This window comes from Acetatifactor muris, assembly GCF_024623325.1.
GTDB lineage: Bacteria > Bacillota > Clostridia > Lachnospirales > Lachnospiraceae > Acetatifactor > Acetatifactor muris.
In genome coordinates, this window is the sequence record NZ_JANJZD010000024.1 from 1 (window position 1) to 19,860 (window position 19,860).

Annotated in this window: 26 protein-coding genes; 20 read left to right on the forward strand and 6 right to left on the reverse strand. The window is 46.4% G+C overall.

Translation table 11 applies throughout. The annotated features are described in order from the left end of the window. The first annotated feature begins 236 nt into the window (after positions 1–236). Together NSB25_RS19815 and NSB25_RS19820 are read left to right on the forward strand one after the other, a co-directional pair. Positions 237–488, forward strand: coding sequence for a type II toxin-antitoxin system RelB/DinJ family antitoxin (locus NSB25_RS19815; protein ID WP_016292713.1), 252 nt, complete (start codon positions 237–239; stop codon positions 486–488). Then, on the forward strand, positions 481–744 hold the full coding sequence (locus NSB25_RS19820; RefSeq protein ID WP_103241107.1) for a Txe/YoeB family addiction module toxin: 264 nt from the start codon (positions 481–483) through the stop codon (positions 742–744). Before NSB25_RS19815 ends, NSB25_RS19820 begins: the two co-directional genes overlap by 8 nt. Before the next feature lie 394 nt (positions 745–1,138). Here NSB25_RS19820 and NSB25_RS19825 read toward each other — a convergent pair whose 3' ends face one another. Next, the gene (locus NSB25_RS19825; RefSeq protein ID WP_103241106.1) at positions 1,139–2,563 is read right to left on the reverse strand and encodes a VanZ family protein; all 1,425 of its coding nucleotides are present in this window, start codon (positions 2,561–2,563) and stop codon (positions 1,139–1,141) included. Between the two features lie 223 nt (positions 2,564–2,786). On the opposite strand from NSB25_RS19825, the gene NSB25_RS19830 reads away from it, so the two are divergent. Beyond that, positions 2,787–3,494, forward strand: coding sequence for a hypothetical protein (locus NSB25_RS19830; protein ID WP_146040120.1), 708 nt, complete (start codon positions 2,787–2,789; stop codon positions 3,492–3,494). A 5-nt stretch (positions 3,495–3,499) separates the two neighbouring features. On the opposite strand, the gene NSB25_RS19835 is transcribed toward NSB25_RS19830, so the two are convergent. Beyond that, positions 3,500–3,772, reverse strand: a complete 273-nt coding sequence (locus tag NSB25_RS19835; RefSeq protein ID WP_103241103.1) for a helix-turn-helix domain-containing protein — start codon at positions 3,770–3,772, stop codon at positions 3,500–3,502. A 400-nt stretch (positions 3,773–4,172) separates the two neighbouring features. On the opposite strand from NSB25_RS19835, the gene NSB25_RS19840 reads away from it, so the two are divergent. From NSB25_RS19840 to NSB25_RS19865, 6 genes are all read left to right on the forward strand, one after another. Continuing rightward, entirely contained in the window at positions 4,173–5,444 is a 1,272-nt protein-coding gene (locus NSB25_RS19840) for an LptM family lipoprotein (RefSeq protein WP_103241102.1), read from the forward strand. A 37-nt stretch (positions 5,445–5,481) separates the two neighbouring features. Beyond that, positions 5,482–7,311, forward strand: coding sequence for a DUF5050 domain-containing protein (locus tag NSB25_RS19845; RefSeq protein ID WP_242982537.1), 1,830 nt, complete (start codon positions 5,482–5,484; stop codon positions 7,309–7,311). A gap of 284 nt (positions 7,312–7,595) precedes the next feature. Next, positions 7,596–7,808 (forward strand): FeoA family protein, encoded by a 213-nt coding sequence (locus NSB25_RS19850; RefSeq protein ID WP_103241118.1) that lies wholly within the window; start codon positions 7,596–7,598, stop codon positions 7,806–7,808. A 100-nt stretch (positions 7,809–7,908) separates the two neighbouring features. Further along, on the forward strand, positions 7,909–8,130 hold the full coding sequence (locus tag NSB25_RS19855) for a FeoA family protein (protein ID WP_103241101.1): 222 nt from the start codon (positions 7,909–7,911) through the stop codon (positions 8,128–8,130). A 61-nt stretch (positions 8,131–8,191) separates the two neighbouring features. Continuing rightward, on the forward strand, positions 8,192–10,597 hold the full coding sequence (feoB, locus tag NSB25_RS19860; RefSeq protein ID WP_103241100.1) for a ferrous iron transporter B: 2,406 nt from the start codon (positions 8,192–8,194) through the stop codon (positions 10,595–10,597). A gap of 19 nt (positions 10,598–10,616) precedes the next feature. After that, positions 10,617–10,805, forward strand: a complete 189-nt coding sequence (locus tag NSB25_RS19865) for a FeoB-associated Cys-rich membrane protein (RefSeq protein ID WP_103241099.1) — start codon at positions 10,617–10,619, stop codon at positions 10,803–10,805. Here NSB25_RS19865 and NSB25_RS19870 read toward each other — a convergent pair. Beyond that, positions 10,797–11,216 carry a metal-dependent transcriptional regulator gene (locus NSB25_RS19870; protein ID WP_103241098.1) on the reverse strand — a complete coding sequence of 140 codons (420 nt, stop codon included), beginning with the start codon at positions 11,214–11,216 and terminating at the stop codon, positions 10,797–10,799. The two genes, NSB25_RS19865 and NSB25_RS19870, sit on opposite strands and share 9 nt — an antisense overlap. Positions 11,217–11,429: 213 nt before the next feature. Here NSB25_RS19870 and NSB25_RS19875 point away from each other — a divergent pair, with 213 nt between their 5' ends. After that, entirely contained in the window at positions 11,430–12,224 is a 795-nt protein-coding gene (locus NSB25_RS19875; RefSeq protein WP_172455199.1) for a histidinol-phosphatase, read from the forward strand. Positions 12,225–12,403: 179 nt separating this feature from the next. Further along, complete coding sequence (gene guaA, locus NSB25_RS19880) at positions 12,404–13,696, forward strand: glutamine-hydrolyzing GMP synthase (protein WP_103241096.1); 1,293 nt, start codon at positions 12,404–12,406, stop codon at positions 13,694–13,696. Between the two features lie 497 nt (positions 13,697–14,193). On the opposite strand, the gene NSB25_RS19885 is transcribed toward guaA, so the two are convergent. Genes NSB25_RS19885 through NSB25_RS19895 form a run of 3 tightly spaced genes read right to left on the reverse strand, consistent with a single transcriptional unit; the run spans position 14,194 to position 16,415 of the window. Next, positions 14,194–15,300, reverse strand: coding sequence for a site-specific integrase (locus NSB25_RS19885; RefSeq protein ID WP_103241095.1), 1,107 nt, complete (start codon positions 15,298–15,300; stop codon positions 14,194–14,196). A 36-nt stretch (positions 15,301–15,336) separates the two neighbouring features. After that, on the reverse strand, positions 15,337–15,711 hold the full coding sequence (locus NSB25_RS19890) for a hypothetical protein (RefSeq protein WP_103241094.1): 375 nt from the start codon (positions 15,709–15,711) through the stop codon (positions 15,337–15,339). 5 nt (positions 15,712–15,716) lie between these two features. Then, positions 15,717–16,415 carry a helix-turn-helix transcriptional regulator gene (locus NSB25_RS19895; RefSeq protein ID WP_172455198.1) on the reverse strand — a complete coding sequence of 233 codons (699 nt, stop codon included), beginning with the start codon at positions 16,413–16,415 and terminating at the stop codon, positions 15,717–15,719. A 161-nt stretch (positions 16,416–16,576) separates the two neighbouring features. Between NSB25_RS19895 and NSB25_RS19900 the strand changes: the two genes are divergently transcribed. The 9 genes from NSB25_RS19900 to NSB25_RS19940 all read left to right on the forward strand — a co-directional run bounded on the left by NSB25_RS19900 (position 16,577) and on the right by NSB25_RS19940 (position 19,787). Next, complete coding sequence (locus tag NSB25_RS19900; protein ID WP_207656179.1) at positions 16,577–16,792, forward strand: helix-turn-helix domain-containing protein; 216 nt, start codon at positions 16,577–16,579, stop codon at positions 16,790–16,792. A 45-nt stretch (positions 16,793–16,837) separates the two neighbouring features. Continuing rightward, entirely contained in the window at positions 16,838–17,311 is a 474-nt protein-coding gene (locus NSB25_RS19905; RefSeq protein WP_172455197.1) for a helix-turn-helix domain-containing protein, read from the forward strand. Positions 17,312–17,414: 103 nt separating this feature from the next. Then, positions 17,415–17,861 carry a helix-turn-helix domain-containing protein gene (locus NSB25_RS19910; protein ID WP_103241091.1) on the forward strand — a complete coding sequence of 149 codons (447 nt, stop codon included), beginning with the start codon at positions 17,415–17,417 and terminating at the stop codon, positions 17,859–17,861. Between the two features lie 2 nt (positions 17,862–17,863). Further along, entirely contained in the window at positions 17,864–18,229 is a 366-nt protein-coding gene (locus NSB25_RS19915; protein ID WP_103241090.1) for a hypothetical protein, read from the forward strand. 14 nt (positions 18,230–18,243) lie between these two features. Beyond that, a complete protein-coding gene (locus tag NSB25_RS19920; protein WP_242982536.1) occupies positions 18,244–18,468 on the forward strand; it encodes a transcriptional regulator in 225 nt (74 codons plus the stop codon). Between the two features lie 10 nt (positions 18,469–18,478). Beyond that, positions 18,479–18,670, forward strand: a complete 192-nt coding sequence (locus NSB25_RS19925) for a hypothetical protein (RefSeq protein WP_103241089.1) — start codon at positions 18,479–18,481, stop codon at positions 18,668–18,670. After that, positions 18,648–19,268 carry a cell wall hydrolase gene (locus tag NSB25_RS19930; protein WP_242982535.1) on the forward strand — a complete coding sequence of 207 codons (621 nt, stop codon included), beginning with the start codon at positions 18,648–18,650 and terminating at the stop codon, positions 19,266–19,268. Before NSB25_RS19925 ends, NSB25_RS19930 begins: the two co-directional genes overlap by 23 nt. After that, complete coding sequence (locus NSB25_RS19935) at positions 19,265–19,540, forward strand: hypothetical protein (protein ID WP_103241088.1); 276 nt, start codon at positions 19,265–19,267, stop codon at positions 19,538–19,540. The genes NSB25_RS19930 and NSB25_RS19935 overlap by 4 nt, the downstream gene beginning before the upstream one ends. Next, complete coding sequence (locus NSB25_RS19940) at positions 19,476–19,787, forward strand: hypothetical protein (RefSeq protein ID WP_146040119.1); 312 nt, start codon at positions 19,476–19,478, stop codon at positions 19,785–19,787. The genes NSB25_RS19935 and NSB25_RS19940 overlap by 65 nt, the downstream gene beginning before the upstream one ends. Positions 19,788–19,860 lie beyond the last annotated feature (73 nt).

Sequence of the window (19,860 nt, forward strand, 5' to 3'; positions counted from 1 at the left end):
CACCAGGCCTGCCAGCGAATTGCCGCAAGCCTGATAAAGGTGAAGTGAAATAAAGACTGGAGCAAATCTGTTTCTATCATACAGGTTTGCTCTTGTTTTGTATAGGTACTCACTATCTACCGTTTACGAGGCAGTAAATTGTTGTCAATAGAAATGGGTATTTATTATAGTAAAATGCTTTACAAATGCTTTAATATAGAATATATTAGTATTATTATTAAGAAAGAGGTGATGTAATGGCTCAAATTAGTTTGCGTATAGAGGATGATGTAAAAAAAATGGCAGAGCAGGCATGTGCCGATATTGGCATGTCTTTGTCTACGGCAATTAATATTTATCTCAAAAAACTTGGGCGTGAAAAACGAATACCTTTTGAGGTGGCTGTAGATCCTTTTTATTCGCAGGAAAATATGACCAGGCTAAAAGAGTCGGTAGCACAGATGGAAGCTACAGGCGGCACAGTACATGAGGTAGATTTTGATGATTAAGTCATGGTCAGATGCGGCATGGGAAGATTTTGAATACTGGATGAAGCAAGATAAGAAAACGTTAAGGCGTATTCTTCAGTTATTGAAGGATATTGATCGGAACGGATATGATGGAATAGGTAAGCCGGAAAGGTTAAGTGGTGATTTAGCAGCTTATTGGAGCAGAAAGATAGATGATGCGAATCGTATTGTTTATCGTATAGAGGATAATACGATAAAGATTGTCCAATGTGGTTCTCATTATAGAGATAAGTGAAGGCGGCAATATTTTGGCAACAGAAAATCAGCAAGCCAAATGATGTAATTGATGTAAAAATGGGCGTGTATTCGCATAAAACTTAAACAAAAATAGTTAAGAGTAATAAAGAACACGCCGAATTTGAATAGATGGGAGAATCCCGGAAAGCCGCATGGTTATTGGCTTTCCGGGATTTGAGTATATTTTGAGTACAAAATCTATATATCGAGTCTGGAAAAGGCTTTCAGCATCTCCTTAGTAAAATGGAAATGATTTGCAGAAAAAATTTGTCCGATTACGGTTGCACTGGCAGCACCAACCACGCCCCAGTCAAAAATAATGATGAAAACAGCGTCCAAAACAATAAGAGAGAAAAACAATCATTTTCCCAACATGCCGGTAAAGAAAATAACTAATTCCTGACGGCAGGAATCATAATCTGGCTTTCTTCCCCGTTAATCGTACATGCAAACGCATAATTGGGCTGGTAATATCCCTTTGAATCCAGGGAATATGCCAGCGAACAGGACTCGACCTGAATTTCCAGAAATGCATCTCCCATATAGGCAAATTCTCCATGCACGATTTTCTCATATGCTTCCTGCTCACTGATGGCCGCACAGGTTCTGTAGGGAGTGCCTGTAATCAGAGAGTTCGATATTTTTCCGATTCCTTTCTCCTCTCCATAGTATTGGCACATAAGGGTTCCGCTCACAATTGCGCCATCCGCCTCTGTCATCACAGCGTCAAAGCGATATGTACCAGGTTCAGACTTGCTGAAATCGGCGCCTTCCGGTACTTCGATTCCGATTGCACACAGTGCATTTCGAATGACAGCTTCATCCGCTCCGGCTACCGGCTCCGGTCTGACCTGATCATCCGGATAAAGGACATCAAAACTGGTGAATTCCAAAGTCCCGCCCTGATAATCGATCCATAAACTGTAATTTCCTGCTTCAGACCACATGACGATTGTCTCATCATACACATCAGTCCGGGACGCGTCTGCAGATGTCCCCAATGCCTCAAAAATCTGTTCTCCCTTTCCTTTTGCGGCTTCTACTGTCAGGGTCTCCACCTGATACACTGCAAGCTCCGGTTCTTCTGTGCGGAAGGCACTATTTCCCGTCACATGGATCCTGGCGCTGTCATAGGTTTCGATGTATCTATAGGGATTATTTCCCAGTTCCTGCGTATTATATTTCCAGAAAATCATTCCAAATACAGCGCATGTGAAAAGGAGAGGCAGCTGCAAAAGCATGACAAATACAGCATTTGAGGCTTTCCTTTCTTTTCTGCTGACAAAAAAGAGCCCCATGGCAGACAAACCATATCCAATCATTGTTCCAACGGTATTGCCCATAATATCATCCAGCTCAAATATTCCACGTTTCAGGAACAACTGTATGCATTCAATCAGGAAAGAAAAACCGAATCCAACAAGATACATTTTCCAAAAGCTGCGCAGCCATTTTATTCCAAGCGGAAGCCAGAGGCCAAGGGGAATGAACATGCAGAAATTCAGGATAATGTTTCTCCATGCCGAATCTGAGAAATGAATCCATGCTTCTTTATAAGAATAAAAAAGTGGTACAATTCTGCTGTTATACCAGTAATCCCCGCGGCTGAACAAGGTCGCACCTAAGACAACACACAGGTAACATATGAGAATTCCATACCATAAAAACTTTTTCCATATAATTTTCTTCTGGCCGTTTAACAATTTTCTATAGATTAAAAAGTAGCCTGTAAAAATGCAAAACATGATAAACAGCGCAGCCACAATTCCCATTTTAAAATACCGGGATGCCAGATATATTAAATCAGAAACTCTCATAATACTTTGCCTCCGCAAATGCAGAATCTTTATCGTATATGGTACTTATGGCCCGGGGCCGTTTTCTGTGAAAAATATGGATATATTATAACATGACTTTTTGGAAAATACCATTTGGGGACAGCAATAAAAAAATCTTTTTTCTGAAACTTTCTCGCATTTTTTCGTCTCTCTTGTATAAAGGCAAAGCAAAATGCTCTTATTGACGGAAGGAGAAAGTTTTATGTGCAGGAATGGGATAAGCATGACTGTCAGGATATTAAAGGCAATGAGCCACACTATAAAGAAAATGTTCCGCAGGTTAAATCCGGCGGTTCCCCCTGCCATGGTACAAGCCGGCAGAGAAGAAACAGGAACAGACCTGGCAATGCTGCTGAACGAACTGCTTGTCTCAGAATTCTTTACGGAAAGCGCTTCTCTTACAAAAGAACAGCTGAAAGGAAGTGCCGTCCGGAATTGCCTGTTACAGGCCATGATGCTTCTTGACAGGAAGTATATCGTCGGCTTTGCAATGAAAAATTTCTCGGAGGAAGGTCTGGCGGAGTACGGGGAAAGCATTCGAGGCTGCTGCAGTGATAAGCAAAGCGTTTTACTGCGTTCGGCGGTACAGTACCTGACAGATGCATTTCCCGAAAAGGATAAAGGTTTGACGGGGATTTCCATTCCCATGCTTCTGTATCTTGCGGATGTGGCTGAAGATGCGGAAATCAGCCCTGCGCTTTTCAGACGATGGTGGGAATTCTTCAGGTCGGAAGATGCTTTGTATGAGAACTACAGGCGGTTCTGCGGCAGCGACTTCGCAGAGCTGGAAACGGTGAACGGGAGACTGAACGTTATGGCTGAGAGCTTTTGCAATTATCATGAGATTGAGATTCCAGAGGAGCTGGAGGGGACGACGGGAGAGGTGGCAAGACGGAAAACCGGAACATAGTAATCTTACTTTTTTCGCTTCCTGCTTCTGAAATGTTCGATTTCTTCTTTCCGCCGGCTTATGGAGGCCAGCTCTTCCTCTGATGCGTTGAACTGCAGAATATCCTGGACGCTGCAGTCCAGAATCAGACATAATTCATTCAGAGTATGGGAGCTGATCGCTTCCCCGTGGCCTATTCGCCTTAAAGTATTGCTGCTGATTCCCCAATGGTAGATTAGCTGATATTTGGTGACGCCGCGTTTTTCCATGGTAGTCCATAACGGATCATATGAAATCATTTCCGAACCCTCCGGATATTGTGAAAATATTAACATAATATTGAACTGCTACAAATTTATATGTATATATTAGTATCAATATAAAATATTGCACATTATCTATATATTATGTGGGTAATATATTGCATATATTTTTGTTGCGTTAAATAAAAGGATACGATATAATCCATAGGAGCATTAAAATGAACATAATTTATACAAATATGACATTTGGATGAAACCTTTTGGCATTTCAGGTGCTCTCTTATACAGGAAGCAGGAAAAGGAATTCCGGGAAGGAGAGAGGGGAAAGAGGGACTGTACCTGATTCCGGAGATTGCGGCATAGTAGAAAAGCGGCAGATAAAGTGGAAGTCAGACAATTTGGGAAAATGAGAAGATAAATTCAGGAGGAAAGTAAGATGAGGAGAGTAAAAAGATGGGCAGTAGTGGCTATGGCGGCAATGATGCTGACAGGTTGCGGGAAAAAGGAAACGGTTACCAGCCAGGGGGAAGAAATGCGGGAAGAGCAGGAAAACACCGGGCAGGATACCGCCCAGAGCGGAACCGGCGGACTGCGGAACGCAGAGGGCACGGAGATTACTTCTTATGAGGAGCTGGAAGCTTATCAGGCGGGCAGGATGGAGAAAATTATCGCGGCATTTACGGACAGCGGATTAACCTATGAATTGACGGAAAACCAGAAATTTGCTTATAATAAAGAATTAGAGTATACGGTTTTGGAGAATTCTTACAGGATGGCATGCGTGGGGTATTCCATGTATGACAGCAGCACAGGGGCCGTTGATACCGTAATGAGTGTCAGGTATGAGTTTCACCCGGAGAAAGGGTTGAGCGCAGAGGATGGGAGTATGAAGCTTCTGTACTCTTTTATTCAGGCGGCGGATAATGCGGAACTGAAGGAAAAGTTCAAAAGCGGTGAGGAACTGGCGGCAGGATTAATGGAGGTTGTGGGAACCGGAACAGCAAGTACGGTATATGATGCGGGAAATGTCAGACTGGCAATTGAAGTGGAAAGGTCCTCGAAGTATATCATAAAGTATGCGGAGCTTGACAGAGTATTCTGCAAGATAAAACAGCCGGAAGTTACCTGTAAAGAATTTAACAGTTATGATGACTATAAGACGTATCTAGGAGAGGGCGGGACAGGAAGAGAGGAAGGTGCGTTGAGTACCAGGATAATAAAATATATCACAGACAGGGATGATCAGGTTATTAACTATTTTGAGCATCCGGATGCTGTTTCCACAGAAAGTGACTTTGAAACGCTGCTTGTGGACAGCAGTGGAATACATACATATATGAGTGACTGGATGACAGTGAATGCATTTACATATAGAAATCGAGACAACAAAGAGAATAATTTTGAAATAAAAATATCTTTCGACATCCAATTTGACGAAATACATAAAGATATGGCAAAGGAGTATCTCCATATGACTCTGGAATGTCTGCAGAATGAAAAGGCCTTGCCGGAAAATGTGGATATGGAAGATCTGGAGAAAGAAATCCTGTCACATGCACAGATTTACATGTCACATTATAGCACTTATGGCCTGGTGGTAAAGGACTGGTTCGGCATAGAGATATGGAAATATTCAAAATATCCTTATCTTGAGGAGTCCCATGTTATCCTTGTGCCGGTTAAGGTTGAGGGACTGTTGAATGAATGATCAGACAAAACAATGCGGAGAAAGAGGAAAGGTGTTTATGAAGAAAAAATACATCATTTTTATCCTGGGAATCGCGATGGCAGCGGCAATATCAGGTTGCGGCCGTACATCCCATAAGGCACCCGGTGAAGAAATCATATCTGAAGCTGAGACTTCCATGGAGGAATCTTTTTCCGTGGAAGAGATATCAGACAAAGTGCAGGAAGATAAGGAGACGGAAAAACAATCCGAAGAATCTGAAGTATCAGAAGCACAGGAAGAAACGGCACCGCAGGAAATGAAAGCTCCGGAAACGGAACCGGACACCACTGTATATGGTAACACCCCAGGAAATATTATGGGCGGCGGACTGTTCCTGGAGGATGACAATTATTTCTACCTCTACCATGGATATGATAACTGTGTATACAGAACTGACAGAAAGACCGGCATTTCCGACAAGCTTGTGGATGGCTATTGTCTCCAGCTGAATCTGGTGGATGGGAAGATTTATGCCAACAACGCGCAGGAGGAGTCTGTCATAGAGATCAACCCGGAAAGCGGCCAGGTCACAGAAATCCGAAAAGGCGGCGTGGAATATCTGATGGCGGCAGACCGGGAGCTGTATTTTATGGATACTTCTGACAACAGCCTGAGAAAGTTATCTCTGGACAGCATGGAAGAGACTGTTCTTGTGGACCAGCCCATTGTGACTCCCTGTATTTATAAGGACAGAGTTTATTTTGCACTGGACTCCGAGGAGCATTTTCTCTACAGTGTGCCCCGGGAGGGTGGGGAGATGACAAGGATCAATGAGGTTCACGCCTACATGCCCACCATATATAAGGACAGAATATATTATCTGGGGATGGAAAACGAGGAATATTCCATCCGCGTCATGGGGCTTGACGGCAGCGGGGAAAAGATCGTTGTCGAGACGGATGCAGTGTTCATGAACCTGTTTCGTGACAGGCTGTATTATGTGGACGGGACAGACAGAAGCAAAGTGTATTTCATTGACCTGGAAGCGGAAAGTCAGGTTCCCGAATCTGTTGAACTGGAGGCCCGGATAGAGGAGGCGGTAAACCGGTATGCAATAGAGACCGTATCTGAATACCGGCTGGACGGATATATGGGACTGAATTTTCAACAGGACTATATGGCTTTTATGTGTGCGGAGACCATGGACGGACAGCAGTACATGGATGAGTACCTTTACGAAGTAGAGGGAGACCGGGTATTGCCGGTGGCGTATTTCTTTGTGGACAGGAAAGTGATGGAAGCGGCAATGAAGGAAGCCACAAAAGAGGCAAAAGAAGAATCCGCCAATCTGGGCCAGACTGCTCCGTCTGCGCCGCAGACACCTGCAAGAACATACCCGCCGGGGAACTACAGTCCGGGAAGCATATATGGACCGAAACTGTCACAGGCAGAGCTGGATCAGGTGGCCGACGCGGTACAGGCCTACCTTAACAGTTATGATTTCTCTGCCATGAGCGATTATGATAAAGTGGAAACCGCGCATGATTATCTGTGCAGTATCTGTGAATTTGCCCCGGACTGGAGATACAATCGGGCCAATACGGCCTGGGGTGCACTGGTCTACTATGAAGCCCAGTGTTCAGGATATGCGAGGGCAATGAAAGCCCTGTGCGATGCCATGGGGATAGGATGCTATTATGTCCATGCAGACGAATATGCAATGAACCCCAGCCACCAGTGGAATGAGGTCTGCATTGATGGGAACTGGTATATTATCGACGTACAGGGAAATGACAAGTCAGGGTTCAGGGCATTTTACCTGTTGTCTGATGACACCTATGGTGCCATGAGCGGCATGAGCTGGGACAGGAGCAGCGTGCCTGCCTGTCCGGCGGATTATTATTGATGATATATCCTTCAGGGTTTCTTAAAATTTACACAAACAGATGATTAGCATACACTAACTTAAGGGCGATTTGACGAAATTATAAAAATGCCGGAAAGACTGTTGACAATTTTTCCCGGAAATCATATTATAATATATGGTTAGATGCTGCTAACCATATATTTTACACCGGGAGTTAGTGAAAACTAATCCAATACATATTCCTGAGAAGGCAGAAAGGTTTGCGTCCGCGCAGCATCCGCAGACCTGAGAAACGAAAGGAGCCGCGCAGAAATGAGGGAAAGATGATGCCGCTTACATTGGCAGAAGCCGGAGAAGAGAACATTATTAAGAAGATCGGGGGAAAACAGGAAGTCAAATCGCATCTTGAGACTCTTGGGTTTGTGGTGGGAGGAACAGTCACTGTGGTAAACGCTATCGGCGGCAATGTGATTGTGAATGTGAAGGAATCCCGCATTGCGGTCAGCAGGGAGATGGCTCAGAAGATCATGATCTGATTTGCCGGGGATTTGTCAGCACGGAATACGGATATAAAGGCAGCTGGCAGTTTCGGGCGGTACAGGAGTGTAAAAAGGGTTAACAAAAAGGAGAGCGGAAATGAAGACATTAAAAGAGGTGAATGTGGGAGACAGGGCGAAAGTGGTAAAGCTTCACGGGGAAGGTGCCGTCAAACGTCGAATCATGGATATGGGGCTGACAAAGGGGGTGGAGGTGCAGATTCGTAAGGTTGCACCGTTGGGAGATCCCATTGAAGTCACTGTACGGGGGTATGAACTTTCCATCCGTAAGGCAGACGCGGAAATGGTTGAAGTAGAGTAATGGGGGAATTTTTTTGAACAAGGGTTAGAATTAACTAATTAGAATAGTGAGGATGAAAAATATGGATTTGAGAATAGCTCTTGCAGGCAATCCGAACTGCGGCAAAACGACATTGTTCAATTCCCTGACCGGTTCCAACCAGTTTGTGGGGAACTGGCCGGGTGTAACGGTAGAAAAAAAGGAAGGAAAGCTGAAAAAACATGACGGGGTTGTCATTACAGATCTCCCTGGTATTTACTCCCTTTCGCCCTATACACTGGAAGAAGTGGTGGCAAGGAATTATCTGATTTGTGAACGACCGGACGGAATTCTGAATATTGTAGACGGCACCAACCTGGAAAGGAATCTGTATCTCACCACACAGCTTGTGGAGCTGGGCATTCCTGTGGTAGTTGCCATCAACATGATGGATGTGGTACAGAAGAACGGCGATAAAATCAATACTGCAGAGCTGTCAGCGGCGCTGGGCTGCAAGGTGGTGGAAATATCCGCTTTGAAGGGAACCGGCGTCATGGAGGCTGCAGAGGCGGCTGTAGACGCGGCAGAGAACGGTAAGACCGTTCCCATGCATACATTTTCCGGAACAGTGGAACATGCGCTTGCACATATTGAGGAAGCCGCAGTTCACAATATGCCGGAGGAACAGCAGAGATGGTATGCAATCAAGCTGTTTGAGCGTGATGATAAGGTTCTGGAACAGATGCAGCTGGAGAAAACGATACTGGAACATATCGAGACAGACATCAGAGCCGCAGAGGCGGAGATGGATGATGATGCGGAATCCATTATCACCAACGAACGTTATATTTACATCGGTGAAGTGATTAAGAAATGTCTGCGGAGAAAATCTGCCGGAAAGCTGTCTCATTCTGACAAGATTGACAAAGTGGTTACGAACCGTTTTCTGGGCCTGCCGATTTTTGCCGTTATCATGTTTCTGGTATATTATCTGTCCATGGTGACAGTAGGGACCGCCGCTACAGACTGGGCGAATGATGGATTGTTCGGTGATGGCTGGCATCTGTTCGGCATCGGCTCATCCGCATATGGGAAAGCGGCAGAGGAATATGGCAGTGCGGCTCTGATTGTGGAGGGTTATAATGCATATGCAGAAGAAAACGGGGCGGCGCCCACAGGAGACTTTCCTTATTTGTCAGAAGACGAGGAAACGCTGGAAGTGACAGAGGAGACGGCAACGTATGCGGAATATACGGAAGCACTGGCCGTTGTGGAAAAATATGGGGAAGCGCCTGAGCCGGCAGCTTATGGTATATGGGTTCCCGGCATACCGGTTCTTGTGGGCAGCGGACTGGAGAAGGCAGGAGCTGCCGAATGGCTTGCAGGGCTGATCAATGACGGTATCGTGGCGGGAGTGGGGGCAGTGCTCGGTTTCGTGCCTCAGATGCTGGTTCTGTTCCTGCTTCTGGCATTCCTGGAGGCATGCGGTTATATGGCACGTATCGCTTTTGTTCTTGATCGTGTATTTCGCAAATTCGGCCTGTCCGGAAAGTCCTTTATTCCCATGCTGATCGGTACGGGCTGCGGCATTCCCGGCATTATGGCATCAAGAACCATTGAAAACGAGCGCGACCGTCGGATGACGATCATGACCACCACATTTATTCCCTGCGGAGCAAAGGTACCTTTTATCTCCATGATTGCAGGCGCAATCTTCGGAGGTTCCGCATGGGTTGCAACCTCGGCATATTTTGTGGGAATGGCGGCTGTCATCATTTCCGGTATTATGTTAAAGAAGACGAAAAAGTTTGCCGGCGAACCGGCGCCCTTTGTCATGGAACTGCCGGCCTATCACCTGCCTACAGTGGGCAATGTTCTGCGCTCCATGTGGGAAAGAGGATGGTCATTCATCAGGAAAGCGGGTACCATTATCCTGTTGTCCACAATCCTTGTGTGGTTCACAACTTATTTCGGCTTCACATCGGAGGGATTCCGGATGCTTGGGGAGGAAGAATTGGCTCAGTCTCTTCTGGCTGCTGTCGGCAGCGCCGTTGCATGGATTTTCATACCTCTTGGCTGGGGAAACTGGCAGGCGGCGGTGGCATCAGTTACCGGCCTGGTGGCAAAGGAAAACATTGTGGGTACCATGGGGATTCTGTATCCCGGCGGCTGGCCTGAGATTGCGGAGAACTTCAGTATGGCTGCAGGCTACTCCTTCCTTGTATTCAATCTCCTGTGTGCACCCTGCTTTGCGGCGATTGGTGCGATCAGACGGGAGATGAACAATGCCGGATGGACCTGGTTTGCCATTGGTTATCAGTGTCTGCTGGCCTATGGAGTCGCTCTGATGGTTTATCAGATCGGTTCGGCTTTTGCCGGCAATCTTAATATAATTGGTCTCATTGCCGCGGTTCTGGTACTTGTGTTGATGATTTATATGCTTTTCAGACCCTGTAAAGAGCCCACCAGGCTGACAACAGGCGTTAAAAGTGGTAAAATGGCAGCATAATAAAGATGGAGGTATCCGGATGTTTGACTGGATTGCAGAAAATGCAGCCACAATCATCATCAGTGTAATACTGATTGCAGTGGTGGCGGCTATTGTCACAAGTATGATACGCAATAAGAAAAAGGGAAAATCATCCTGTGGATGCGGATGTGCCAATTGTCCCATGGGCGCTGCCTGTCATTCCGGGAAGCAGAATGACTCAGTGTAAGCAGGGAGGCGGATCAGCAGGCTGTGTCTCCAAAAAACTTTTAATACATTTTTTCATGGCCTCATAGCTTTCAGGAGTGATGTCATGCTCCATTTTACAGGCATCGCTGGCGGCAATTTCAGGATCCACTCCCAGGCGTACCAGCCACTGCGTTAATAATGTGTGGCGTTCATATACGCTTTCGGCCAGTTCTTTTCCCGAGGCGGTGAGGCTGATATATCCGTCCTCTGCCACTGTAATATATCCGCGTCCTTTCAGGTTTTTCATGGCGACACTTACGCTGGGTTTCGAAAAATTCAGTTCGTTTGCCACATCGATGGACCGAACACCGGAAAGGCGCCTGCTTAAGATCAGTATGGTTTCCAGGTAATCTTCCAGGGACTCTTCTGATTTGTGCTGAATATAACTCATTGTATCATTCTGCTCCTTTCCAATGTATGGGATTCACCTCCGCACCTTATGAGGAGGTCCGCAGCCGGCACTTTTTATCTTATCACTTTGAGAGGAGGTTTTCAAGCTTGCATAAGGAATCTTTTTCCGACGACCGGAGGATTATTCAGGTTGACGTTAAAGGGTGTTGGGATTAAAATAAGGGAAATGGGAGCAGAAAGGCGGATTATAATAATGAAAAGTAATTTTCATACTCATGTACAACGCTGTAAACATGCAGAAGGAAGCGAGGAAGATTACATAAAGGAAGCCTTGGAAAAGGGACTTTCACAGCTGGGCTTTTCGGACCATGCACCTTATCCGGATGTGGATCTCGGAAGGCGGATGCTTTATGAAGAGCTGGCGGATTATCTGGCAGCGGTAGAGGAAATGCGGGAAAGATATCGGGAGAAGCTGGTCATCCGGAAGGGCCTGGAGATTGAGTATCTACCGCAGTACCGCAATTATTATGAAGATTTGCTGACGAAACACAAGGTGGAATATTTATTGATGGGCGAGCATTTTTACATAGATCCGCAAGGCAGGCGGGCCAATACCTATGAAATAACCTCTTCCACACAGGAGTATATCGCCTATGCAAAAACTGTGGCGGAAGGAATGCGCACAGGGTTGTTTAAAGCAGTGGCGCACCCGGACCTGTATATGCTGAATCATTTTGTCTGGAACGAGGATTGCAGAAGGGCGGCAGATCTGATCATTGACACGGCAGTCGCTACGGATACGATTCTGGAATACAATGCCAATGGCCTGCGCTGGGCGCCGGACAGCTATCCGGACGGTGTGCGCCAGCCCTATCCTTATGAAGGATTCTGGAAAATGGTGGCACAGGCACCTGTCCGGGTGATGGTGGGTTCAGACTGCCATTCGCCGCAGGATTTGTGGGATGAAGCCATGGAAATGTCCTACAGAACGCTGCAGGAGCTGGGGATAGAACCGGTGAGGGAATTGTTTCCATCCGATGACAGATGACATTTCCATATTGCGCAGGAGCAGAGCATCCGGAAGAAATGTCGGAAAATGACAGAACTTTCGGAAGAAACAGTTGCATTCCGGCTGTTATCATTTTATACTGAATGCAAAAGCCGCAGCCTGCGAAAGAACGGAATTGTTACTGTACATTGTTGTTAAAAAAGATAAGGAGCTTTATCATGAGACAGGATTTAATTGTAATTTTGGATCTGGGAAGTACCCAGAATACGGTTTTGGCCAGGGAAATCAGAGCTCTCGGCGTCTATAGTGAGATACATCCCCATGACATAACGCCGAAAGCGTTAAGAGACCTGCCCAATGTAAAAGGTATTATTTTAAATGGCGGGGAAAACCGCGTGGTTGACGGACAGGCGGTGGAGGTTTGTGAGGAACTTTACGGGATGGGTTATCCCATGATTTCCATTGACTATCCGCAGTCGAAATGTGCAACGCAGCTTGCTGGTATTCCGGACCAGGATGCTTTGAAGAAGTTCCTTTTCCAGGACTGTAAAGCGGAAGCCAACTGGAACATGAAGAACTTTATCGAAGATCAGACAGAGCTGATTCGGCAGCAGGTCGGAGATAAGAAAGTGCTGCTGGCGCTGTCCGGCGGGGTGGATTCTTCCGTGGTGGCGGCCATGCTGATCAGGGCGATTGGGCAGCAGCTGGTATGTGTTCATGTGAATCATGGCCTGATGCGGAAAAATGAGTCTGAAAGTGTGGTGAAGGTATTCCGGGATGAACTTCATGCCAATCTGATTTATGTGGATGCCTCCGAACGTTTTCTGGACAAGCTGGCAGGGGTTGCCGATCCGGAGCAGAAACGGAAGATTATCGGCGGAGAATTTATCCGGGTCTTTGAAGAGGAAGCCAGAAAGCTGGAAGGAATCGATTTCCTGGGACAGGGGACCATTTATCCGGATATCATTGAAAGCGGAACAAAAACGGCAAAGATGGTGAAATCCCATCACAATGTAGGCGGACTTCCGGAAGATCTGAAGTTCCAGCTGGTGGAGCCTCTGAAGCAGCTGTTCAAGGATGAAGTGCGTGCCTGCGGCGTGGAGCTGGGTCTTCCCCATGATATGGTATACCGTCAGCCCTTTCCGGGACCGGGACTGGGTGTGAGATGCCTGGGAGCCATTACCAGAGACAGGCTGGAGGCAGTGCGGGAATCTGACGCGATTCTGCGGGAGGAATTCGCAAAGGCAGGGCTGGACAAAAAGGTATGGCAGTATTTCACGGTGGTACCGGATTTCAAGTCGGTGGGCATGAAAAATAATGCCAGAGTGTTTGAGTACATGGTGATTATCCGGGCTATTAATACCGTGGATGCCATGACGGCTTCTGTGGAGAAGGCGGACTGGAATGTGCTGGAGCGGATTACGGAGCGGATACTGGCTGAGGTGGAGAATGTGAATCGGGTGTGCTATGACATGAGTCCGAAGCCGCCGGCGACGATTGAGTTTGAATAGTGGACATTTGGACTGAAAACCTGATAAAATAAGGGTTTTCAGTCCTTTTTATATCTCTGTGATGTTAATATGATGTTGAAAATAGAGCCAGCTACTTTTCCTACTCCAAAATGGATGCGGTTGAAATCCCTGTCGAAATGTGGTAATATCTCTTTGGGACTACCAGGATGGTAGGCGGTTAGCCCTCCCCGGAGGGACTGTGACCCTCCGTTTACATAGAAACCTGAAAGGGAATCTGGGAAAGGAGGGCTGAGCCATATGGATATTTTGGGACTTATTGCGGTGTTAAGTTTTGGCTTGACCTGCTTTGGTATCGGATATACATTCGGTAAAGATAGTAACAAGCCACAGAAATAGCCGCCCTCCCGTGACAAGGTAAGCGGCTATAGCTGTTAACTTATGAATCGGGCTAACCGTCTATCGGTAGCTCCCGTGGGGCGTCTGTTACCAGCAGGCGCCTCTCTTTATCTAAAGAATAGCACAATCTGCGGGAAAGTTCAAGAATTTTCTTCTGTCGGCGGCGCCGCTCGCCGGAACTGATTGAGCCGATTTGCCAGCTGCTGATCCTTGTCCGGGTAAAGGTGGGAATAGGTATCCAGTGTGGTCTTCACGGATTCATGCCCCAGCCGGTCCGCAATCTCCAATGGGGCAAAACCCATTTCAATCAGCATACTGGCATGTGAGTGCCTCAGATCGTGGACTCTTATAATTGGCAGCCCCACTTTGGCGGCGATCCGCTTTATCTCTTTATCCAGGGCAGATTTTGTGAAATAGAATATCCGGTCCCCCTGTTCAATCCCATAGAGCTTTGCCATGTATTCCTGAATATCATCGTATAGAAAATCGGGTATGGATATACACCTTTTAGCCTTGGGCGTTTTCGGCTCCAGGAATAATTCTTCCCCATTTACTTTTGCATAATTTTTATTGATATCAATCCGTTTTGAAGGGAGGATGTCTGCAGGGGTAAGGGCCAGCAGCTCCCCGGACCGCATTCCGGTGTAAAAGAGCACATCAAAGGCCAGCTTTACAGAGGATTTTTGTATGGCGGCGGAGAACTGCTCGTACTGTGCCTGTGTCCATATATTCATTTCCTCGGCTCGGCTCTTCCCCATGCTGCCGGCGGCCCGGCACGGATTAGCGGAGAGCCGGTAATGGGCCACGGCATAATTCATGATGGCGGACAGCTGATTGTTAACAGTCTTGAGATATGTCTGGGAAAAGGGGTTCCCGGCTTCATCCCGGTAGGATATCAATTCGTTCTGCCATTTTCGGACCTTGATGGTGTCAATATCGCATACCTTCAGATTCCCGAAGTAGGGGAGCAGCTTTCCTTTTATGATGAACCGCTTATTTTCCATTGTGGTAGGCTTCAACCGGTGCGACATGTCCTCCAGATAGTTCTCCACCAGGGAGGAAAAGAGGATATCGCTGGTATTGTTCTGCTGATCCAGGAATGAGCGCTCATACTCTTTGGCCTCGCGCTGCGTCTTAAAGCCCCGTTTGCAGATATGCTTCTTTTCGCCGGTCCAGTCCGTGAAGTAGAAGTTGGCATACCAGCGTGTGGTTTTTCCGTCTTTTAAGGTGTACTTATAGGCCGGCACGGCAGCTTCCTCCTTCCTGGGAAAAGTACCTACATATCAATCTATCAGTTTTTTCAATTCCTCTATATCATCCTGAATTTTAGAATATGTTTCATCGGAGCCTTTGAAATTATCATCTATAAGGTGGATTGACAATCCCATGATAGCAGTGTGAATATTAGAATCCGGAAAATAATTCGGATCCTCCGTGGAAAGATCGCTCACGTATTCCATATCTGATTGTAAGTCATCTATTATTTCTTTGGCTTCCTTATAATTGAGTTCATAGGATAGGTATTTCTCTGCTGTTTCGATTGCTTTATTTGCACAGGAAACGGCCTTGTCGCTTGGAACGCTATCTTTTTTTGAAGTTCCGCATGCGGATAGGAAAAGCATAATAAAACAAAGCAGTATGAAGATGTATTTTCTCATAATGTTCACTTCCCCTCTAAGCACAGTTTTCGTATATGTGAATTTCTATTTTTTTTAAGCCCCGATGCCTCCGGTACCACTCGAAGGACGGGATTTTTTTCTTCATCGGCGTATTTTCCGTATTCGCCAGCTGCAACTGCCGAGATACCCTCTACGCACAAAACACCTGCCTTTGCTAAGAGATATTTTTTACATTCATCATCGCAGCGGTTGAATGATTGAAGGAGTGCTTCTTCTTCCTCTGTGATGCGTTTTCGGTGCGAGACATCTAGTAAGTAATCTGTTGACACATTAAGGACTCCAGCAATTTTGATCAGATCCTCAATGGATGGCATTCGGTTGCCATATAGGTAAGCGTCAGCTTCTTCTTTGCTAAAATTAAGCATCTCTGCAAAATTGTCTTTGGATATCTTTTTTTCTGCCAGCAAATCCCTTATTTTCATTTTGAATTCAAATGTAAATTGGGGAGCGTCCATTTGGTAATTCTTATAATCGATACCGGTAGATGCATCCCCGTATAAATACCCGATAGGAATCTTAAAAATGGAAGCCATATTTGATAAAATTTCGCTGTTAGGCTCTGAAATGCCATTCTCCCAGCTGCTTACAGTTTGCTTTATGACTCCCAATTTTTTCCCAAGAGCTTCTTGTGTAAGTCCAGCCTCTTTCCGGAGCTGTCTTATCCGTTCTCCACTTACAGCCATACGCATTCAACCTCCTTAATGTATTTTAGTCCAAAAATACTGGACTTTCAACCTCCGAAAGAAAAAGTCCAAAAAAAATTGTCAAAAACCATTGACAATCCATATTTAATGGACTAATATTAAAATGTCCATAGAAAATGGACTGAAAGGAGGGCGAAAAAGTGGATGCCATTACCATCAACACAGCAAAAAGGGTAAAAGATGCCCGTAAAGATGCCAAGCTGACACAGACTGAACTCGGAAAAAGAATCGGTAAATCAAAGCAATGGGTATCCGAGTTGGAGCGTGGGAATATTAAACTTAGCTTTGAGATGGCAGTCAGCATCTCCAATGCTTGTGATAAAACGACAGAGTTTTTTTGCCACGAAAGTCCATAAAAAATTGACTTTATTTCATTATAAAGCATGGAGGTGAAAATCAAAATGGCAAATATAGCAGCAAAGACAAGTTCCAACGTGTTCTATAAGGCACGTTGCGCGGCGGCAGCACACAATGAGCAATTAAGCAGCAGAGAAGGGGCGGCAGACATAATGTCCATTGACCGGGGACGCCTTTATAGGATTGAAAGCGGAATAACCAATCCCTATCCTGAAGAGATACGCCTCATGGCGGATTTGTATAATGCGCCGGAACTGGAAAACTATTACTGCACGAATATCTGCCCTCTCGGTGGAGAAATGCCCAAAGCCGATCTGGCAGATCTTGACAGGATATCAATCAAGGCACTTTCTACTTTCCGAAAAATTGGAGAAACAAAGGATTTGCTGTTGGATATTACAGAGGACGGTATTATTTCGGAGGACGAAAAAGGAGATCTGAATAAGGTGCTCGAAAATCTGGAGGAACTGGAGCAGATAGCGCAGAGCCTCAAGCTGTGGGTAAAGAAAAATCTGTAATATCTTGCCTGCAATATGCGGACATTTGACAGCGATTGCTGGCAAGTGCGTCCGTAATCCAATCCGAATCCAAATCCAAATCGGAATCCAATGTGGATAGGCAGTGGGAGGTGGAAAGTTGTATTTAGCACAAAACTTGAAGTATCTGAGAGAAAAAAACGGGGAAACGCAAAAAGACATAGCCAATATGCTTTTTGTGACAGAAATGACTATCAGCAGATATGAGAAAGGGGAATGTGAACCGAATTTGCAAAAGGTTGTTGATCTGGCATTTCATTTCCAGATTACTGTAGATGAATTGATTGCCAAACCAATTCGGCCGGTCCAACCGCTTTACATAAGAAATGTCCGATTTTTGCAGACCAAGTATGAGATTAGCGATAAAGAATTAGCCCTTTTGATGGGGCTGACAATGAGCCAATGGAAGCAATGTGTGCGGTTTGGATTAGAACTCCCTATCGGTCCTGCGGAAAGGCATAAAATAGCAGATTTTTTTGGATTAAAGCCGGGAGAGCTGGAAATGAGGGATTTATCAAAGGAGGGTGTGTGACCATGGCAAAAGCATGGCTGGAAGATAAGGCAACATGGTTGTTTGATTTGGCCCATGACAATCTGGACGAAGACGCCATTGTGAAGGGCTTTCTGAAACACTATGCACTGCAAGGGCAGGGAATGGGTGATGTGCAGCGGGATATGCACTTTCGCACACACTACGGAGACTTTTACCTGAAAGGTGCCATGGCCTATCTGCGGAGAGCGCTGGAGGTGCAGATCGAGGCGCCGCCCCGCTCGGAGATGCGGACGCTGGATGAAGTGCAGGGAATTGTTGATGCTGTCCGCGCGGGCATCCCGGTCCAGGTTGATTACTACGATCCGGAGATTGATGATAATCCGTATGTTGTCCGTGCGACATGGTAGGAAGGAGGGATTGCATGGGAGCATTGGCAGCGGCGCCGGGCGTGATCTCTTCCCCCGGGAAATACTATTGTGGGGTTGCAGAGGTTATGGAGTATCTCGGTTGCAAAGAAAATAAGGCCTATGAGCTGATAAGAAAGCTCAGGGAGGAACTCATAGAAGCCGGCAAGCTGACGCCGGCGTATCCGCAGGGAAAAGTACCGAGAAAGTATTTTTTGGAGCGGTGCATGATTGAAGAATAGGAGGTGTGTCATGGCATTTTACAAAATCTGTCCGGATTGCGGGGCTACGCTGGATCCGGGCGAAAAATGCGATTGCTGGGAGGAAGCGGAAAAGAAACAGGAGTTTTTCAGCCGGCACTTGAAAATGGAACCGAAAGCGAGGCAGCTTGCTTTTGCGTTCGACAGCGGGGAGGTTCGGTGTGAAAGCAAAAGTTGTTGTTAGCCTGGGTGCGGTGGTAGGCCTGGTGGTGTTGTCTGCAGCGGCATTTATAAGTACGGCGGGCACGGACGGCGCAAGTCCGGCAGTAGGGCAGAGGGCGGATATGCAAGCTGCAATCTGTCAGGAGGAGCCGGGGATCAAAGAAAAAGAGAGACGATTATCAGTTGAAACGGTCTCATTGCCTGAGCCAGCAGAGGAACCGCCACAAACGGAAAGCGAGAGCCGGAGCTCGGAGGATTCTTATCTTCTCGCCAAAATCGCTATGGCAGAGGCGGAAAGTGAGGATACGGAGGGGAAGGCGCTGGTCATGCTGGTGGTTCTAAACCGTGTGAAAGCCGGTGGATTTCCTGATTCTGTAGAAGAAGTGATCTATCAGGAAAGGCAGTTCAGCCCCGTTGCCAGCGGAAGGTTTGACAGAGTGGAGCCGGATGCCGATTGTTGGCAGGCTCTTTCTCTGATTGAAGTGGATGGATGGGATGAAAGTATGGGTGCTACCTACTTCGAGAGTGAGAGTGAATCCACCTGGCATGAGGAAAATTTGGAATTCCTTTTCCAACATGGCAACCATTATTTTTACACGGATAAGGAGGGCGGGAAATGAGCAGGTGGAAGTGGATCGGGCGGCCGGCGGTCGTGGCAGTTTATGTTATGGCAGTTACATACATGGCCGGGAAATGGGCTATACGCTATGCCTATCTGGAGCGTGGCTATGATGCTGTCGGAGGAGAGTATCTTTTTATCCCCATGGTGGCCTGGGCGGCTTATAAGATGATCAATATATTTTTGAATGCGTTGGAGGATGGAATGTATGCAGAAACAGGACATGAAAAGGCAGGAGGTAGAGGAACTGCTGGGCTTCGCAATAACAGATGAACAGCTTCAGGAGGCTTTAGAATGCGCCCGGCGCAAGCAGGAGTATATCTATCAGCGGGAACGGAGGCCGGTGGTGTTGCAGCACTGGTATCTGGTAAAGCTGACGGAAGAGTATGTGCGGAGCCTTGCGTTCTCAAAATTCACGATGGATCTGTGCAGGGCGCTGCGCGACATGGAAAAAGAGCACTCGGCAAGTTGCCAGAGCGCCCCTACGGATAACCATATTGTAGCAGTTCCTGCCGGATAAAGCAAGCGGAATTTTTCAATATGGTAAAGAGGACAATGAAAATGGCTATAAACATGCAGAATATGGGGAAAAG

Bases quoted from the DNA above. Each gene is read 5' to 3' on its own strand.
- NSB25_RS19875 (WP_172455199.1), top strand. From the start codon at position 11,430: ATGAAAAGTAATTTTCATACTCATGTACAACGCTGTAAACATGCAGAA.
- NSB25_RS19815 (WP_016292713.1), top strand. From the start codon at position 237: ATGGCTCAAATTAGTTTGCGTATAGAGGATGATGTAAAAAAAATGGCA.
- NSB25_RS19920 (WP_242982536.1), top strand. From the start codon at position 18,244: ATGGGAGCATTGGCAGCGGCGCCGGGCGTGATCTCTTCCCCCGGGAAA.
- NSB25_RS19905 (WP_172455197.1), top strand. From the start codon at position 16,838: ATGGCAAATATAGCAGCAAAGACAAGTTCCAACGTGTTCTATAAGGCA.
- feoB (WP_103241100.1), top strand. From the start codon at position 8,192: ATGGATTTGAGAATAGCTCTTGCAGGCAATCCGAACTGCGGCAAAACG.
- NSB25_RS19890 (WP_103241094.1), bottom strand. From the start codon at position 15,711: ATGAGAAAATACATCTTCATACTGCTTTGTTTTATTATGCTTTTCCTA.
- NSB25_RS19935 (WP_103241088.1), top strand. From the start codon at position 19,265: ATGAGCAGGTGGAAGTGGATCGGGCGGCCGGCGGTCGTGGCAGTTTAT.
- NSB25_RS19825 (WP_103241106.1), bottom strand. From the start codon at position 2,563: ATGAGAGTTTCTGATTTAATATATCTGGCATCCCGGTATTTTAAAATG.
- NSB25_RS19865 (WP_103241099.1), top strand. From the start codon at position 10,617: ATGTTTGACTGGATTGCAGAAAATGCAGCCACAATCATCATCAGTGTA.
- NSB25_RS19895 (WP_172455198.1), bottom strand. From the start codon at position 16,415: ATGGCTGTAAGTGGAGAACGGATAAGACAGCTCCGGAAAGAGGCTGGA.
- NSB25_RS19820 (WP_103241107.1), top strand. From the start codon at position 481: ATGATTAAGTCATGGTCAGATGCGGCATGGGAAGATTTTGAATACTGG.
- NSB25_RS19845 (WP_242982537.1), top strand. From the start codon at position 5,482: ATGAAGAAAAAATACATCATTTTTATCCTGGGAATCGCGATGGCAGCG.
- NSB25_RS19870 (WP_103241098.1), bottom strand. From the start codon at position 11,216: ATGAGTTATATTCAGCACAAATCAGAAGAGTCCCTGGAAGATTACCTG.
- NSB25_RS19940 (WP_146040119.1), top strand. From the start codon at position 19,476: ATGCAGAAACAGGACATGAAAAGGCAGGAGGTAGAGGAACTGCTGGGC.
- NSB25_RS19850 (WP_103241118.1), top strand. From the start codon at position 7,596: ATGATGCCGCTTACATTGGCAGAAGCCGGAGAAGAGAACATTATTAAG.
- NSB25_RS19925 (WP_103241089.1), top strand. From the start codon at position 18,479: ATGGCATTTTACAAAATCTGTCCGGATTGCGGGGCTACGCTGGATCCG.
- NSB25_RS19915 (WP_103241090.1), top strand. From the start codon at position 17,864: ATGGCAAAAGCATGGCTGGAAGATAAGGCAACATGGTTGTTTGATTTG.
- guaA (WP_103241096.1), top strand. From the start codon at position 12,404: ATGAGACAGGATTTAATTGTAATTTTGGATCTGGGAAGTACCCAGAAT.
- NSB25_RS19855 (WP_103241101.1), top strand. From the start codon at position 7,909: ATGAAGACATTAAAAGAGGTGAATGTGGGAGACAGGGCGAAAGTGGTA.
- NSB25_RS19830 (WP_146040120.1), top strand. From the start codon at position 2,787: ATGTGCAGGAATGGGATAAGCATGACTGTCAGGATATTAAAGGCAATG.
- NSB25_RS19840 (WP_103241102.1), top strand. From the start codon at position 4,173: ATGAGGAGAGTAAAAAGATGGGCAGTAGTGGCTATGGCGGCAATGATG.
- NSB25_RS19835 (WP_103241103.1), bottom strand. From the start codon at position 3,772: ATGATTTCATATGATCCGTTATGGACTACCATGGAAAAACGCGGCGTC.